The organism is Pseudoalteromonas sp. SWXJZ10B (genome assembly GCF_015864475.1).
In the GTDB taxonomy this organism is placed as follows: Bacteria; Pseudomonadota; Gammaproteobacteria; order Enterobacterales; family Alteromonadaceae; genus Pseudoalteromonas; species Pseudoalteromonas arctica.
The window spans coordinates 36840-51877 of the sequence record NZ_JADYXD010000018.1; the positions used below are offsets into that span (position 1 = coordinate 36840).

Below are 15038 nucleotides of genomic sequence, written 5' to 3' on the forward strand. Positions count from 1 at the left end.
ATGCTCTTCAAACAAGAAACTTACACATATACATTATTAACTTGCATGAACCACTTAAGAGGAATTTTCAATGCAAGAACAACAGTCGTTATACGAATTTCAACACCCCGTAAATGATGCTCAGATACTAGAAGCAGCTGCCTACATCATCGCTAAAAAGCAGTTTCGTGATGGTGTGCTAAACAGCCCTAATGATTGCGAAGAGTACTTAAAACATAAACTCGCGATACATGAACATGAAGTATTTGCAATACTGTTTTTAGATAGCCAGAACCGCATACTGGAGTTTAAAGAGCTATTTAGAGGCACTATTAACTCAGCTAGTGTTTACCCTAGAGAAGTCGTTAAAGAAGTGCTAGATCTTAATGCTGCGTCCGTTATCTTGGCTCACAACCACCCTTCTGGCGTCACTACCCCATCTCAAGCAGACAAGCTTATTACTACCAAACTTCAACAGGCACTTAACCTAATTGATGTATCAGTGCTTGATCACATCATCATTGGCGAGAGCACGTATTCATTTGCTGAACATGGATTAATTTAAAAGGTATTAGATATGGCGTTACAAATAGAGCAAGTAGCAGGCTTAAAAGTGCCTGACTCTTTTATTGGCGTGATTGTAAGCGCAGTTGCTAATGGGGGTGATTTTGTAGGAGTAGCTAAGGTGGTTACGCTTAACTTTAGTGATCCTGATTACAGCCCTGAAGCTGGGGGCTTTCACCCAGTAGAAGTTAGGTTAGAAAAGCAGGCCACCAGCTGGCAGCTTATTTATATTACTGACTTTTCGTATCAGGGCCGTCATACCCCTGAACTGATAAAAGAAATTGATGTGTGCTTTAGCATTAAGCAGGTTTATCACTTTTTAGCTGGTTGGTTGAATGCTAGGGAAGGTAAAGAGTTGTTAACCTTGTTCATTTCAAACTTTGTTGAATACTACAACACAGGCTGTTATCAGGTAACTGTTACTGCTGAATAACTGGAGGTTTTATGGCTGAAGTACAAGCAGTTAAAGATCTTGATACAGTAAGGCTCGTTAGCTATTTACTAGAAAAGCGTTGCTCAAGGCAAATGAGCCAAATATGGAACATTGGCTTAAATCTCGCGCTTAGAATATCTGACTTACTTGCAGTGAAATTTACTGACATAAATAACGATAGGTTGATTATTTACGAGTCAAAGACCTCGAAATTAGCTGAAATAAAGCTAAATGATAAGGCGCTTACTTTAATCAGCGAAATTAAACTTACTCATCCACACCACATCTACTTATTTCAATCATACCGAAATCAACAAGCAATTAACTCAAAGCCTAAACCGCTATCTCGTAGAGCGGTTACAAAAGCATTTGCGCTAGTTGGTGAAGAACTAAACATTCATTTAGGTACTCACTCAATGCGTAAAACACGCGGTTATCACTTGTATCAGAAAACCCATGACATCGCCCGAGTAATGAAAATGCTTCGCCATAGCTCCGAAGCAACAACACTTCGTTATATAGGCATAACACAGGAGGAAATAGACAAAGACTTTGAAGAACTAGAGCTATAACCCTTGGCAGCGTCATTCTGGCGCTTGTTTTACTTAACTAAAAGGAAGGTATTATGTCTTTAGATAAAGCTGTTTCGTGCGGCTTGATTGGTAATGAGCTATCTAAACAGATAACTGGCAGTAATGATGCTAGCGTAAGCAGAACAGCTGTGGCTATAGGCTCCGGTGCAGCCGCTGGAGCGCTTACATCTGGTGCAATAGCAATTGGTGCAGGCGTTGCCTCTGCGCCTGTTACAATCCCTTTGGCGGTAGCTGGTGGGATAGTTGCTGGCATTGCTAGTTTGTTTGATTAGTTAAATACGAGTGCTCATATAGAGCACTCTTTTAAGGTGTAATAACACCGTTTATTTTTTAGGTTCTCATAATGGTATTTTGGGAACTTGCCATCCCTTATATACTAAGGCTTTAAGCTTATTTGGCTAGTTGAAGGTCTCAAAAGTGCGTTAGAACAAGTTATGAGAAGCACAGGTCTTAATTAGAATATTACCTCTGACTATAACCAAAACACCGCTGACCTAAACCATATTGTTTCGTATTAAGCTTAGCGAAGTAACTTACTCGATAATAAAGAGCATGGAAGTCTTGAGTGAAATTAGGGTTATTAGCGTCAAGGTAATAGTGTGCATTTTGAGGCAAATGAACTAATTGCATCGTTTCACCCAACGGTAAGCTCAACGCACTCGACCATGCTTTAACTATTCGCGTAAAGAGATTGTCACTCTCTGCATTTATTTTACCCGTACAGTGATACCGATCCTTATTGAATAACAGCACACAATGATAATGTTGGTGGTGAGCAGTGTTCTGCTCCCTAGCCCAAATATACCTAATATTGCATGGATGTGGCGTTTTACTCTCACGGACTTTACGTTTTGTATCAGCTTTAATCTGAGCTTCGAGAGAAGCAATAAATCGTGTAATAACTTTATTGCTATCTAAATCAATTGTATTTGAGTAAGCAGGTAGCCTTAAATCAATTCTTACTGCAAACGTTCTTTTGTGCTCACTGCATGCAGCATTCATTACCTTTTCAATAGCTTCTAAGTAGGGAATAGCTAAAGGCTGATTATCTCTAGCTAGAGTTTTAAATTGCTTGTAAGTAGGGTTAGTTGTTTGCATGTACTGTGTTGGATTATTCATTCTCTTTATCCTGATAAGTATTAGTTCATATCAGGTGTCTGAGCAGTAGTTTTTTAATTTGTATTTGTTGTGATAATTACTCCGTTACTAGTAACTCTAATAAATATTACCAAACCGAAATTTACACAAACAAACCCACCTCAGTTTGTGACGACTAGTTTCATTGAAGGACTACTCACGCATTGTTTAGCGAATTTATAACTGCTCTGAAGTTAAAATGCTCTACAAACCATATAAATCAGGATATATAAGTAATTTAAACTACACAAAAACCACTTTAAACCAACTTATAAGCTACTATTTAACCTCTCTATAAACTACACTAAACACTACTTTAAATACTACTTAGTAATGCTGGTGTGGTTATGATAAAAATTAATGGTGTGAGCCAAGTGGAAGGAAACGATAACCGTTTCATTGAGTCTTGCTTCAGGATACTTCAACTCCAAAACGTGCAACTTCCTGCGAGCTTTGATACTCCAGCAGAAGGTGCAAGAGTTATTAATCAAGTTATTGCATCAAGAGGGGTAGACCCAAAAGAAAAAGAACAAATGGTTCAATCTTTAATAACTGAAGCTAAGCAAGCTCTATTGTTTTTAGGTGAACTTAGTTGGCTTCAAGATGATGAGCGTGCATGTTACTTTTTCTGGGCTTCTATCTATTTAGATAAATATAACTCTACTCCGAATCATCCAACTATCACATCACTAGTACAACAACCCCAAAACGCTCCTCTTTACTCTCAGCTAGGGTTAAAAAGCAACCCTTCAAACTCAATAGAAAGGTTTAATGAAGTTATAAAATACTTCGATCGAGTCAGGCAACCTAAAAAATGAAAATTAGATTTAATAGCTCACCATAAAAGTATTTGGAACCAGTTATTTAGTAGCCGTAAACCTTTTTCTTGGTTAGAGAAAGACAATGAAGAACAGTGTCGTTGGGCTTGGGATTACATTAATAAAATTGATGGGGATAATTCCAAGCCTATAGCTTCTCTACTTTCGACTACGAGTACTGAGGAAATGTATTTTGCTATATATGCTGCATATGACACCTGGAAAGCAACAACTGAAACTAAAAGACTTTTTACTATCGATTTTAATAGAGCATGGCAACAAAAAAAGCATCGTGACAGTCGACAAGGTAAAAAAGCATGCAGCTTAGTACTGCACGAAGACATTAAGTTAAAATTAGACGAGTTAGCCAAAACTAGAAAAGTAACTCTAAGTCAGCTGGTTGAGCAATTAATTGAGAAAGAACATCGGCTAAAAGACAGCTAGAATAACTTAGTTGTCTTTAGGTGCTTGCTCAATAAACTCACTCCACCAGGTCATTATTGGCCTGCGTTGCTCTAAATAATCCGAGCGGTTATATGCCGCTCGGGTTTCATTCTCATCAGCGTGGGCTAAACAGGCTTCTACCAAAAGGCTATCGTAACCTTCCTCATGAAGAGCTGTAGAAGCAACAGAGCGCAAGCCATGTGCCACCAACTTATCTTTGTAGCCTAAGCTGCGTTTAATGGCTGCATTGACCGTATAGGTGCTTGCATGGCTATTTTCATTACGCTCACTCGGGAATACATACTCATGATGACCGCTTAACGGCTTCATTTGCTCAAGTATTGCCAAAGTAGCTGGCGTTAAAGGTACTCTGTGGGCTCTTCTGCGTTTCATTTCTTCAGCCGGGATCACCCATACAGCCTCTTCAATATTAATATCGGCCCACTTAGTGCCTGCAGCTTCTTTTGAACGAGTCATTGTGTGCAACTGCCACAAAATTAAAAGCTTGGTTTTGTCCTGAATGGTTTGAGAGTTATTCACAGCCGTTAAAAAATCAGGTAGCTCTTCAGGCTTTATTGTAGCCATATGCTCAACTGTATTTTTAGTAAATACTTTTATGATTTTTGCTAGTGGATTGGCATTGATAAAACCATGATTTACCGAGTAATCCATGATTTGATTTAAGCTTTGGCAAATACGCTTGATTGTAGAGTGTTTACCGTCAGTCTCAAGTGGCCTTAGAATTTCAATGGTATCAATCGCTGTAATGCTTTCTAAAGGCGAGTCTTTCAACTTGGGGAAAATATACATCTCAAGCGTTCGCCACTCTCTAGCGGCATGATGAGCCGTCACAGTAGTCTGCTTACGTTCAAACCAAAGCTCGGCGGCGGCTAAAAATGTATTAGCTAGTTTTCTACCCGCTTCAACCTTTTTAGTACTTTCGTATTCTTTAGGGTCAATGCCTTTAGCTAAAAGCTGCAAATAGTTTACTGCCACACTTCGGGCTTCAGCAAGAGTCACAGCAGGGTATGCACCTAAGGAAAGCTTGGTGACTTTTTTATTAACTGTATATTTAAATCGCCAAGATTTAGTGCCATTCGCTCTAACACGTAATACTAGACAGTTACCATCTGAAAAGGTTTGTTCTTTACCTGTGGCTACAATTGATTTTATCTTGCGATCAGTTAAACGCATAACTCGCAGAACCTATATATTCAGTTAATAAAGTGAGTATATAGTATTTTTATAGTCGGGGGTACTGAGTGGGGTACTGTCTGGTTCGGATTTAGCTATCATCATGCGGAACGTGACGGAACAAAATAACGATAAGCCACTGATTTTAATTAAACAAAACACTTTGTACGTATGAGAGTGGAAGTTAATACAAGCGCCCAGGGAACCACTGGATAGCCATTTTTAACTCCTAACGTATAATTAACCGCTATTTTAACTGGCAATTCATTTAATTGCGCTATACTGACGCAAATTTTTTCAGATTAGTTGTTATGGCTCTTAAATCCACCATTATGAAAGTGCAGTTATCGCTTAGCGATATGGACCGCCACGTTTATCAAGATTTTAATTTAACCTTGGCTCAACACCCTTCAGAAACAGATCAACGGTTGATGATTCGCTTACTCGCTTTTGCGCTAAATAGCTGTGATGGTTTAGAATTTACTAAAGGATTAAGCGCTGATGATGAGCCTGAACTTTGGCATGTAAGCTATAGTGAAGAGATAGAGCTGTGGGTTGAGCTTGGCTTACCAGATGAAAAACGCCTTAAAAAAGCCTGTAATAAATCTAAAAAAGTGGTGCTATATACTTACGGTGAAAACAATCAAGCAATTTGGTGGCAAAAACACCAACCTAAATTGTATGAATTTAAAAATCTAAGTATTTTTAGCCTTGATTATGCAGCAACACAAGCACTTGCTGCTTTGGTTGATCGTGGAATTAAGCTCGCCATTACCATTCAAGATGGTGAAGTATGGGTAAATACCGATACAACCAATATTGAAATAAAACCACAGCAATTAATGTAACTAAGATAGATTATACCAATTGCATTAAATTAGTTATCTATTATAGCGACAAGGAAATAAGTCGATAGCAAGGCGAAAATTATGACATATAGTTGTTCTATATAAATAATTTTTAACGCAGGTAGCGGGTTATTTAATACGCTAGAATGATCATGTTTTTAATAAAATTGGTATCAGGGAGCATATGAAAGTTAAACACGTTATTGTTTTACATGGCTTGTATATGTCTGGCTTTGTTATGCGCCCACTTTGTTCGCGCCTTAAAGAGTCGGGGATGACGGTATTAAACATTACCTATAATACACTTGACCCTAATCGAGATACTATTTTTGCTCAAATTGATGAGTGTATTTCTAACGAACCTGCCGCATTAGTATGCCACTCTATGGGCGGACTTATCGCTCGCGCTTATTTAGAAGCGAACTCCCCTGCTAGCCAACATGTAACTAAAGTTATTACCCTAGGTACGCCACATAAAGGCAGCCATATTGCGCAAAAAATGAAGCAAAAAGGGTTTGAATCATTTTTAAAAAATAGCGTGGAATTTTTATTAACTAAAAATGGTAACTGGCCTTTTAAAGCTAAGCTTTACAGTATTGCGGGCGATTTACCTATTGGGCTTATGCCTTTAATAGTTAAGGGTAGTCAATCAGATGGCACTGTACTACTCGATGAAACCAAACTTAAAGGTATGGCAGAACATAAAGTATTTCACTTAAGCCATACCAGTATGATTTACTCGCGCCAAGTGCTCGACTACATTTTAAAATGCCTAAGTGAGGGCGATTAGTCCTCTGCATTGGCTGCTATTTTATAGCTAATTAAAAATACTACTCCCAATATAAGCGGAATGGGTGCTGCAATGTAGCCAAAAAAATTCGAATTCGCAAAGCTCGCACCTGCTAAGTGGGCTACTAACCCAAGTATAAATGCGATGACTGCAATCCCTACCACTATTAACTCTGCTTTATTTTGTTTTGCTGTTTTTGCATGCATGTTATCTCTCCTAATTATTTCGATAACATTATTATGCGCTGTTAGGGTGGGTGATTTTTGACCTGCATCAATAAAAAAACAGCTAGATTATCGCCTTGTATAAAGTTTGTTTTAGATCATAATTTATACTTATTTAGGATTTATTTACTTTTAAGGGGTGGTATTTTTATTAATCAGACCCATTTCTATTAATAGTTAAAGGTGTGTATTGGTATCAAAAAAAGTTAATAGGTTAAAACTATTAACTAGATATATTTAAACGATTTCACTAAACAATAAAAATCCGCGATACTTATTACAAGTTCACAAACAAACGGTTATTCAGGAGCAAGTTATGTCACATGTAAACGCAATTGGTCTAAACAGTGCAAAAAGCGAAGACATCATAAAGTCACTCAATACATTATTGAGTAGCTACCAGATTCAATACATGAACGCGCGTGGTTTTCACTGGAATATTAAAGGCCGTAACTTTTTTGAACTACACGTTAAGTTTGAAGAGATTTATAACTTACTACTTCTTAAAGTAGATGAAGTTGCAGAACGTATTTTAACGTTAGATGGCGCACCACTACATGCATTTTCTGATTACCTTGAAGTAAGTAAAATTAAAGAAGCTAAAGGTATTAGTGATGGTGTTACAGCCGTAGAGAACCTACTTGCTGGTTACAGTACATTAATTCACATGCAGCGTGATATTTTAACTCAAGCTGGTGATGCAGACGATGAAGGTACAGCCTCACTAATGAGCGATTACATTTCAGAGCAAGAGAAACTGGTTTGGATGCTAAAGGCTTACTTAGACTAAGCTAGCAAAAAAAAAGCCCTCAATGAAGAAGGCCACAAATAGGGATAAATCGTTAAATAACTTAGCGATTCGGTTACTATATTAACCACCTCCCCATACTAGACAACGCCCCTGTTACCAGTGGCGTTGTTTTTGGTTTAAGTGGGTACAATGCTTATATACCACCATAAGTAGCACATTAGTTTCATATCATTGAATAAATGTAATATATATTCAATTTTAGTCTTTTTCAGCCTAGTAGCTTCGTGAGTAAGAATCTTATCAGGATTTTCGCCACATATTTTTATCTAATAAAAGTCTATTTACTCTGAATAGATGAAGCCATAATAAATACTAATTTATGGCTTATTTTCTTCTGAATTTATAGTAAAAATTAATTTTGGCTACACTATTAGATATTCTGTTATGGCCTAAATAAAGTAATTTAATTAAAAGGTAGGGTCGTAGCATGCGGTTATTTAGATGGGTAATTTTTGGTGCACTCAATTAAATAGTCTAACTTACTAAAGTAATCACTTTTGAATGACAGCTTGTATAAATAGGGGCGAGTTGATCGCCCCTATCAAAATAATCAAAAGCAGGGGGGATTTGACGTTAAGCACCTTTCCTTACTTAAGATGCACAACGTAAATCTAGCTAATTATTTTAGTGAGCTATGCTCACTAAAATTAAAAGTTAATACTAAAATTAGCAAAAAAACGTCGACCGACAGCATCATAAATAGCTTCATTACCACCACTAGCAGAAATATATGCTGGAGGTAACTTATCAGTTACATTGCGAAGGCCAAAATCTACACGTGCATTATCAAGTACGTTATAACTTGCTGAGATGTCATGCGTTATAATAGAACCGACGTAACCAGGCTGTAAATCCTCTTCAATATCACCGTCTGGTGATAAATCAAAGCGCGCTGAGCGGTCTGTATAACGAGTAGTCCAGTTAAGTGTAAGGTCGTTGTACTTGTATACAGCAGAAAAGCGAGCCTGCCACTCTGGGTCTCCAACTTCCCCGTCTTCAACATTTACTGTATCAGGAAGATTTTGGAATTCAAAAACATCAAGCTCAAGCAGGTGATTTACAAATAAGTTAAACTTCAAATCACCTTCTAATGAATAATCAGTAAGGCTCATATCATAATCAAAATCAGCTTCAATACCTCTTGTTGTTATTGATGCTGCATTTAAATACCCAGAACGAACTAGTGCAATATCATTAGTACCTGAATCACGATCAACTTGCGAACAGAACGCAGCATCTGGCCCACCTGCAGCATCAACACAGTTATCAATCACGCTTTGCGCTGCGATAAAAGAAATTGCGTCTTCAATTTCAATATCATAGTAATCAACTGTTAATGAAAAGTTTTCAAAAAAGCTTGGTGTCCAAACAATTCCTGCTGTTAATGACGTTGACGTTTCAGATTCTAAATTAGGGTTACCACCACTAATAAGATCTACACTTACGTTATCGTTAGCTTGAAAACCTGAATCTATATTTAGTGCTGCGCAGTTAGCTACACGATTTGGATTATCGTTAATGCGATCAGCATCACAAGGGTCTGCTATATTAGCAAAGCCTGGTGATTGTGGATCAAATGCTTCAGTAATATTCGGTGCACGAACAGCTTGGCCATAGGTACCACGTATACGAACATCATCAATAGGGCGATACAATAAACCAACTTTCCACGCATCAGCGTTACCTGCATGAGAATAATCAGCTGTTCTGTAAGCTGCATCAAGAGTTAACTCTTTTGCAAATGCTACATCAGTTAATAGAGGTAAGTTGATTTCAATAAATGCTTCGGTTACATCAAACTCACCGTATGCATCAGGTGTAGCCGCGTTTGATAAGAATCCAGCTTTTGTAAACTCATCAGTAATGCTTTCTGAAGTTTCTTCTCTGTATTCAAAACCGGTAGCCAAACCAATTGCGCCGCCCTGAAGCTCAAAAAACTCACCTGTATCAAACGTTATACTGCCGCCAATAAATTCTTGGGTAATTGTATCTGTACGAGTAACATCTGCTGATACATAATCTTTAGCAGCTGCTGAGGCTTGATCAAAGCCAAATGCATTGTATGGAGTACAAGCGCCACCATTTACACTAGCAGGATCACTATAACCTTCACCTTGTAAGCTAGGTACCTGACTTCGACATGCAGCTTCACCTGTAGCAGGATCAATCACGGCATCAAGTGCAGCAACCAAATTATCTGGAATTAAATCATTAAGCGTTTTTCGGCGATTATCTGTTTGGCCGTAAACATAATAAAAATCATAATCAACGTCCGTCTCACTTAAAGTGAAGTTCCCTTTAAGCCCAGTTACAACACGAAATAACTCACGTTTATTATCTGCGCTCCGGTTTCCTAGCTCACCAAAAAATTTAGACATTTCAACGCTAGTAGTACCTTCACTAAGCAGCTGCTGGCGAAGGTTGCTATCTAAATATGGATTATCTTCAACATCAATGAAAATACCACCGAATTCAAAAGATGGCTGAAATTGCTGCTCAACTTCAGTGCGCACAAATTTAAAGTCACTATAAAATGTATGATTATCTGTAAGGTTATAATTTAATGTAGAACCAAGTGTTAACTTTTCAAGCTCTGGTAATACATTTTCATAATCTTGTGTATTAGCACAAAATTCACAACCATCAGGGAAATTACCAAAAGCAAAGCTACCGCTTGCTTCCCGTGCTGGCATTAACTCAGCTCTACCACCATTATTAAAAGTATAGATACTTCCACTATCGCCAAATGGATTAATTACACCATTTTCACTTATTCTTTCAGAAAGCACATTAGGCACTGTTAAACGATCTGGAATACCATCATTTTCACCAGTATTTAATGGGTTATCTACTGTGCCATAAGCATTTGTTTGCCGTAAATCATTGGCTAAAACCTGGCGTACTCTGTCTTGGCCTGCGAAGAATGTTATATTACCTTTACCACCAGCAATATCTGTCCCAGCTACAACACTAAAGCTATGGTTTTCAGTACCTACACCCTCTGTTGAATTACCAACTGATGCATTAAATTGTAAACCATCAAAATTATCTTTCAAAATAACATTAATAACACCCGATACAGCATCAGAGCCATAAATAGCAGATGCACCACCTGTGATAATTTCAATTCTTTCTATCAGTGCTGAAGGTATCGTATTTAAATCGACTTGTGATGAACCTGGTGCACCCGCTACATGGCGCTTACCATTTACTAGAACAAGTGTTCTTGCGGCCCCTAAACGTCTTAAATCAGCAGAGCTAACGCCTGCTGCCGCATTACTGTCATTATTGCCAACTAATGTATCTGTTGCGCCTATCGACGGTAACTCAGCCAAGATACTGCCCAAATCAGGGGTGCCGCCTTTTGCGATATCTTCGGCTGTAATTGTTACAATAGGTGCTGGTTGAGAAAGCTTCGCTTTGCTGATACGAGAACCTGTAACTTGTACACGTTCTATTTTAGTAATTTCGTCATCTTCTGCAGCAACACCTTGAAATGAAAAGCTTGCAAGTATCGCGCTGCTTAGCGCAACTGTTAACGACGATTTTTTAAATAATCGCGCGCTACCTTTGTTAGTTAATGTCATATAATTCCCCTGAATTGTTATTTTTGTAACTAAATAGTTACTTCGCGGATTACAGTAAGGGGATTTATTTAAACCCTCTACGGGCATTATTTATTAGGCGTAATCTTTGGTATGAATAGCTAGTTTGATGGGATGAATTAGTACGTCACAATTATTTTATAAATATATTGTACTTTTCATAACAGTTTTTCCGCTAAGCACGGTCTTTATTATTATATACAGCAAGAGATATAAAATAATGGTCGCTTCTTTTCATGCATTAACTTTTGTTAGTAACACTAAGTTTGCAACATTTTTAACAAAGCGCGTGCAAGAGCACCGACACTTTGAATCTCAATCTTTTATTCAGGCAAACAGGTTAGATCAGATAGATACAGATCAATACAACGTACTGTTTTACGAACTAACTAATCTGGCTGACCCTATGCAAATAGTGCATTTAACGGAGCTCGCTAAAAAGCTTAAGTTAGTCATTATTGCCCAGTCGGGTCATTTTGCGAGTTTTGCTTTTGAAGTTGGCGCTGTTGATTTTTTAATAGTAGATTCAACTGCACCACGTATTGATAAATGCTTTGATAAACTGATTCACCTTTGCCCGATTGCAAGCGCGGCCGAGCGTAAATATCAACAAAGCACACAAACCGAAAAACCATCATCACATATCGTAGTTAAAGATGTAGGTAAGGTAAGGCTAATTGATATAAAAGATATTATTTGGATTAATGGTGCTGGCAATTATGTAGAGCTACATTTTACACAAGGTAGTACACCGGTATTACACCGCGAAACCATGAAAAATATTGAACAGCAGCTAGAGCCAGAAGGGTTTATTCGTATTCATCGCTCAACGCTGGTAAGAAAACAAGCTATCTGCGAACTGATGCCTACTGACAGTGGCGATTATAAAGTCAGACTTAAAAACGATATGTGCTTAAACCTTTCAAGGCGCTATAAAGGGTGTTTAGAGAGTATTATAAGCCCTCTTCAGTAGCGGTTTATAATACTCATATTAATTACCAGTTCTGTTTTATATAACTATCACTTGGATGCACTAATAAATAGCTTTCAGTATCTTTATAAAAATTAACTTCTACATCGCTATTTTTCCATACTTTTTCAAACATGTTTTTAGCTATGATATTAATGTTTATATAGTCAACTCGTTGATAGCCACGTTCTTTTACACCCGCAAAATAGGCCTCTAACGAATCAAGACTATCTAAAGTTAACAGTTCAAACTCTTTTAAGTTAACAATCACAAACTTAATTGTATTTTCAGGGTGAGTGCTCAATTCTTGAATAACACCATTAGTTAATGATGTTATACCTTCATTGTTAAAGCTCCCCTTCAATTTTAAATACATATGAGGGGGCTGTGAACAAATCTGAAATTCGCCATGTGCTCCAAACATAAATTACCTTATATATATCAACTTCTATATATAGAGTAATACAATTTTCCGATTTTGCAGTTAATTTAACAGCGCAATAAAAAAGGCCATTTCGAGGGCTTTTTCTTCTAAGCTTTTAAAACGACCTGATGCACCGCCATGACCTGCATCCATATCGGTTTTAAATACTAAAATATTACTGTCTGTTTTAAGTTCACGCATTTTTGCAACCCACTTCATAGGCTCCCAATACTGCACTTGTGAGTCATGAAGACCAGTAGTAACGAGTATGTTCGGGTAGTTTTGTGCGCTAATATTGTCATAAGGCGAGTAAGCTTCTATCACATCATAAAATTGAGGCTCATTTGGATTACCCCATTCATCGTATTCATTTGTTGTGAGTGGAATACTTTCATCAAGCATTGTGGTTAATACGTCTAAAAATGGTACATGACAGCCAACACCGCAATATAACTCTGGTGCCTGGTTTACAACCGCCCCCATTAATAGGCCACCGGCACTGCCGCCTGAGGCAAACACCTTATTGCTATCACAATAACCTTGATCAACAAGCGCTTTTGTCACATCAATAAAGTCACTAAAGCTATTTTGTTTATGCTCTTTTTTACCTTGCTCATACCATTCGCGGCCTAGCATTTCAGAGCCCCGAACATGCGCAATAACATAAACAAAGCCACGATCGAGTAAGCTCAGTGACGAACTAGAAAAGCTAGGATCAATCGTATAACCATAGGCGCCATAGCCGTATTGAAATAACGGATTTGTGCCATCTTTTTTAAAGCTGCCTTTTCGATAAACAACAGATACAGGTACTTTAACTCCGTCGCGAGCAGTTACCATTAATCGCTCTGACTGATAGTCATCGGCATTAAAACTACCTAGTACTTTTTGCTGTTTAAGCAGTGTTTTTTCGCCAGTTGCTAAATCAACATCATATAAAGAGCCTGGTGTTGTTAAACTTGAGTAATAAATACGCGCAGTCCGTGTGTCTGGCTCTGGGTTCATTGCTATTGCAGCATAATAACAAGGATCGGCAAACTCAAGTGCCATACGATTCCCTTGCCTATTAACAACTACGAATCGAGCTTGCCCTTGCTCGCGTTCACTCAATACTAAAAAGTCATTAAATAACTCTACACCTTCAAGCAGTACATTTTCTCTGTGAGCTGTATGCTCAAACCATTGTGTTTTATCAGCAATCGTTTCGTTTGTTGCTGTCATTAATCTAAAGTTTTTAGCTTGCCAGTTAGTCACAATATAAAATGTGTCACCTAGCTTATCTACGTCAAACTCGTGGCCATCTTCACGCGGCATTAATGCTTTAAATTCGTCAGTGGGCTTATTAGCATCAAGCACCCATGTATCGTTGGTCTCTGTCGATGCTAAATCAATAATAATTAAGCCTTCGTCGCGGCTTTTACCAAGCCCCATAAAAAAGCTGCTGTCTTGCTCTTCGTAAACCATTACATCTTGGCTTTGCTCGCTACCAAGCTCATGCCTAAATACTTGGTATCCTAATAACGTTTTTAAATCTTTTTTTACATAAAAAACTGTTTTGTTATCGTTCGCCCAAACAACTTGTCCTTCTGTATTTTCAAGTACGTCGGGTAGCATTTCATCTGCCGCTAAGCTTTTAAAGCGAACATTATAAATACGACGGCCTTCAGTATCTTCAGAGTAAGCCATAAGCTGCTCGCATGGGCTTAGTGCGACTTCTCCTAGCTCAAAAAACTCAAATCCCTCAGCTAATATATTCACATCGAGTAAAAGCTCTTTATTATCAGCCTTTATGCTCGTGCTTCTATAATGGCGAGAGTACTCATCATCACCACGAACTTCTGAGTGATACCAGTATTTCCCGTCTTTAACGGGTACCGAGTTATCGTCTTTTACAATGCGTGCTTTTAACTCTTCAAAAAGTGTATTTTGGAGTGGCTTCATTGCAGCTAACTGTTCATCGCAATATGCATTTTCAGCATGTAAATGTGCAAGTACTTGCTCATCCTGACGATCGTCATCACGCATCCAATAGTAATTATCAGTGCGTATTTTATTATGAGTACTTAATGTATGGGCTTGCTGTTTAGCAATCGGGAAATTAGGTAATAAACTTAAAGAGTAGTCAGGACGAGACACAACAAAACCAATTAAAAAAATAATGTGATTTGCAGTTTATCATAAAAATAAAAAAGCCCATCCAATAG

16 protein-coding genes are annotated in these 15038 nt (G+C 37.9%); 10 read left to right on the forward strand and 6 right to left on the reverse strand.

Going from position 1 to position 15038, the window contains the following annotated elements:
* The first annotated feature begins 70 nt into the window (after positions 1-70).
* Genes radC through I6F54_RS15000 form a run of 4 tightly spaced genes read left to right on the forward strand, consistent with a single transcriptional unit; the run spans position 71 to position 1841 of the window.
* Positions 71-544, forward strand: coding sequence for a RadC family protein (gene radC / locus I6F54_RS14985; protein WP_197142121.1), 474 nt, complete (start codon positions 71-73; stop codon positions 542-544).
* A gap of 12 nt (positions 545-556) precedes the next feature.
* Positions 557-976: a DUF2787 family protein gene (locus I6F54_RS14990; RefSeq protein ID WP_197142123.1), complete on the forward strand. Its 420-nt coding sequence runs from the start codon at positions 557-559 to the stop codon at positions 974-976.
* A gap of 11 nt (positions 977-987) precedes the next feature.
* The gene (locus I6F54_RS14995; protein WP_197142126.1) at positions 988-1548 is read left to right on the forward strand and encodes a tyrosine-type recombinase/integrase; all 561 of its coding nucleotides are present in this window, start codon (positions 988-990) and stop codon (positions 1546-1548) included.
* A 53-nt stretch (positions 1549-1601) separates the two neighbouring features.
* Positions 1602-1841 (forward strand): hypothetical protein, encoded by a 240-nt coding sequence (locus I6F54_RS15000; RefSeq protein ID WP_197142128.1) that lies wholly within the window; start codon positions 1602-1604, stop codon positions 1839-1841.
* 190 nt (positions 1842-2031) lie between these two features.
* Here the strand turns inward: I6F54_RS15000 and I6F54_RS15005 are convergent, their stop codons facing one another.
* Positions 2032-2688 carry an inovirus Gp2 family protein gene (locus I6F54_RS15005; RefSeq protein ID WP_197142130.1) on the reverse strand — a complete coding sequence of 219 codons (657 nt, stop codon included), beginning with the start codon at positions 2686-2688 and terminating at the stop codon, positions 2032-2034.
* 365 nt (positions 2689-3053) lie between these two features.
* Here I6F54_RS15005 and I6F54_RS15010 point away from each other — a divergent pair, with 365 nt between their 5' ends.
* Entirely contained in the window at positions 3054-3524 is a 471-nt protein-coding gene (locus I6F54_RS15010; RefSeq protein ID WP_197142132.1) for a hypothetical protein, read from the forward strand.
* 186 nt (positions 3525-3710) lie between these two features.
* Entirely contained in the window at positions 3711-3968 is a 258-nt protein-coding gene (locus I6F54_RS15015; protein WP_197142134.1) for a hypothetical protein, read from the forward strand.
* A 6-nt stretch (positions 3969-3974) separates the two neighbouring features.
* Here the strand turns inward: I6F54_RS15015 and I6F54_RS15020 are convergent, their stop codons facing one another.
* Positions 3975-5162, reverse strand: coding sequence for a tyrosine-type recombinase/integrase (locus I6F54_RS15020; protein ID WP_197142136.1), 1188 nt, complete (start codon positions 5160-5162; stop codon positions 3975-3977).
* Between the two features lie 311 nt (positions 5163-5473).
* On the opposite strand from I6F54_RS15020, the gene I6F54_RS15025 reads away from it, so the two are divergent.
* Both I6F54_RS15025 and I6F54_RS15030 read left to right on the forward strand, forming a co-directional pair.
* Positions 5474-6010, forward strand: coding sequence for a YaeQ family protein (locus tag I6F54_RS15025; protein ID WP_165729128.1), 537 nt, complete (start codon positions 5474-5476; stop codon positions 6008-6010).
* A 184-nt stretch (positions 6011-6194) separates the two neighbouring features.
* A complete protein-coding gene (locus I6F54_RS15030; RefSeq protein WP_197142138.1) occupies positions 6195-6800 on the forward strand; it encodes an alpha/beta fold hydrolase in 606 nt (201 codons plus the stop codon).
* Here I6F54_RS15030 and I6F54_RS15035 read toward each other — a convergent pair.
* Complete coding sequence (locus I6F54_RS15035) at positions 6797-7006, reverse strand: hypothetical protein (RefSeq protein WP_197142140.1); 210 nt, start codon at positions 7004-7006, stop codon at positions 6797-6799. The two genes, I6F54_RS15030 and I6F54_RS15035, sit on opposite strands and share 4 nt — an antisense overlap.
* Before the next feature lie 334 nt (positions 7007-7340).
* Between I6F54_RS15035 and I6F54_RS15040 the strand changes: the two genes are divergently transcribed.
* On the forward strand, positions 7341-7814 hold the full coding sequence (locus tag I6F54_RS15040) for a Dps family protein (RefSeq protein WP_165726624.1): 474 nt from the start codon (positions 7341-7343) through the stop codon (positions 7812-7814).
* Between the two features lie 668 nt (positions 7815-8482).
* Here I6F54_RS15040 and I6F54_RS15045 read toward each other — a convergent pair.
* Positions 8483-11422: a TonB-dependent receptor domain-containing protein gene (locus tag I6F54_RS15045; RefSeq protein ID WP_165729129.1), complete on the reverse strand. Its 2940-nt coding sequence runs from the start codon at positions 11420-11422 to the stop codon at positions 8483-8485.
* 238 nt (positions 11423-11660) lie between these two features.
* Between I6F54_RS15045 and I6F54_RS15050 the strand changes: the two genes are divergently transcribed.
* Positions 11661-12413: a LytR/AlgR family response regulator transcription factor gene (locus tag I6F54_RS15050; RefSeq protein ID WP_165741075.1), complete on the forward strand. Its 753-nt coding sequence runs from the start codon at positions 11661-11663 to the stop codon at positions 12411-12413.
* A 22-nt stretch (positions 12414-12435) separates the two neighbouring features.
* Here the strand turns inward: I6F54_RS15050 and I6F54_RS15055 are convergent, their stop codons facing one another.
* Positions 12436-12834, reverse strand: coding sequence for a hypothetical protein (locus tag I6F54_RS15055; protein WP_007579808.1), 399 nt, complete (start codon positions 12832-12834; stop codon positions 12436-12438).
* A gap of 60 nt (positions 12835-12894) precedes the next feature.
* Complete coding sequence (locus I6F54_RS15060; protein WP_197142142.1) at positions 12895-14970, reverse strand: S9 family peptidase; 2076 nt, start codon at positions 14968-14970, stop codon at positions 12895-12897.
* Between the last annotated feature and the right edge of the window lie 68 nt (positions 14971-15038).

Coding starts and splice junctions, on each gene's coding strand:
- radC (WP_197142121.1), top strand. CDS start 71: ATGCAAGAACAACAGTCGTTATACGAATTTCAACACCCCGTAAATGAT.
- I6F54_RS14990 (WP_197142123.1), top strand. CDS start 557: ATGGCGTTACAAATAGAGCAAGTAGCAGGCTTAAAAGTGCCTGACTCT.
- I6F54_RS14995 (WP_197142126.1), top strand. CDS start 988: ATGGCTGAAGTACAAGCAGTTAAAGATCTTGATACAGTAAGGCTCGTT.
- I6F54_RS15000 (WP_197142128.1), top strand. CDS start 1,602: ATGTCTTTAGATAAAGCTGTTTCGTGCGGCTTGATTGGTAATGAGCTA.
- I6F54_RS15005 (WP_197142130.1), bottom strand. CDS start 2,688: ATGAATAATCCAACACAGTACATGCAAACAACTAACCCTACTTACAAG.
- I6F54_RS15010 (WP_197142132.1), top strand. CDS start 3,054: ATGATAAAAATTAATGGTGTGAGCCAAGTGGAAGGAAACGATAACCGT.
- I6F54_RS15015 (WP_197142134.1), top strand. CDS start 3,711: ATGTATTTTGCTATATATGCTGCATATGACACCTGGAAAGCAACAACT.
- I6F54_RS15020 (WP_197142136.1), bottom strand. CDS start 5,162: ATGCGTTTAACTGATCGCAAGATAAAATCAATTGTAGCCACAGGTAAA.
- I6F54_RS15025 (WP_165729128.1), top strand. CDS start 5,474: ATGGCTCTTAAATCCACCATTATGAAAGTGCAGTTATCGCTTAGCGAT.
- I6F54_RS15030 (WP_197142138.1), top strand. CDS start 6,195: ATGAAAGTTAAACACGTTATTGTTTTACATGGCTTGTATATGTCTGGC.
- I6F54_RS15035 (WP_197142140.1), bottom strand. CDS start 7,006: ATGCATGCAAAAACAGCAAAACAAAATAAAGCAGAGTTAATAGTGGTA.
- I6F54_RS15040 (WP_165726624.1), top strand. CDS start 7,341: ATGTCACATGTAAACGCAATTGGTCTAAACAGTGCAAAAAGCGAAGAC.
- I6F54_RS15045 (WP_165729129.1), bottom strand. CDS start 11,422: ATGACATTAACTAACAAAGGTAGCGCGCGATTATTTAAAAAATCGTCG.
- I6F54_RS15050 (WP_165741075.1), top strand. CDS start 11,661: ATGGTCGCTTCTTTTCATGCATTAACTTTTGTTAGTAACACTAAGTTT.
- I6F54_RS15055 (WP_007579808.1), bottom strand. CDS start 12,834: ATGTTTGGAGCACATGGCGAATTTCAGATTTGTTCACAGCCCCCTCAT.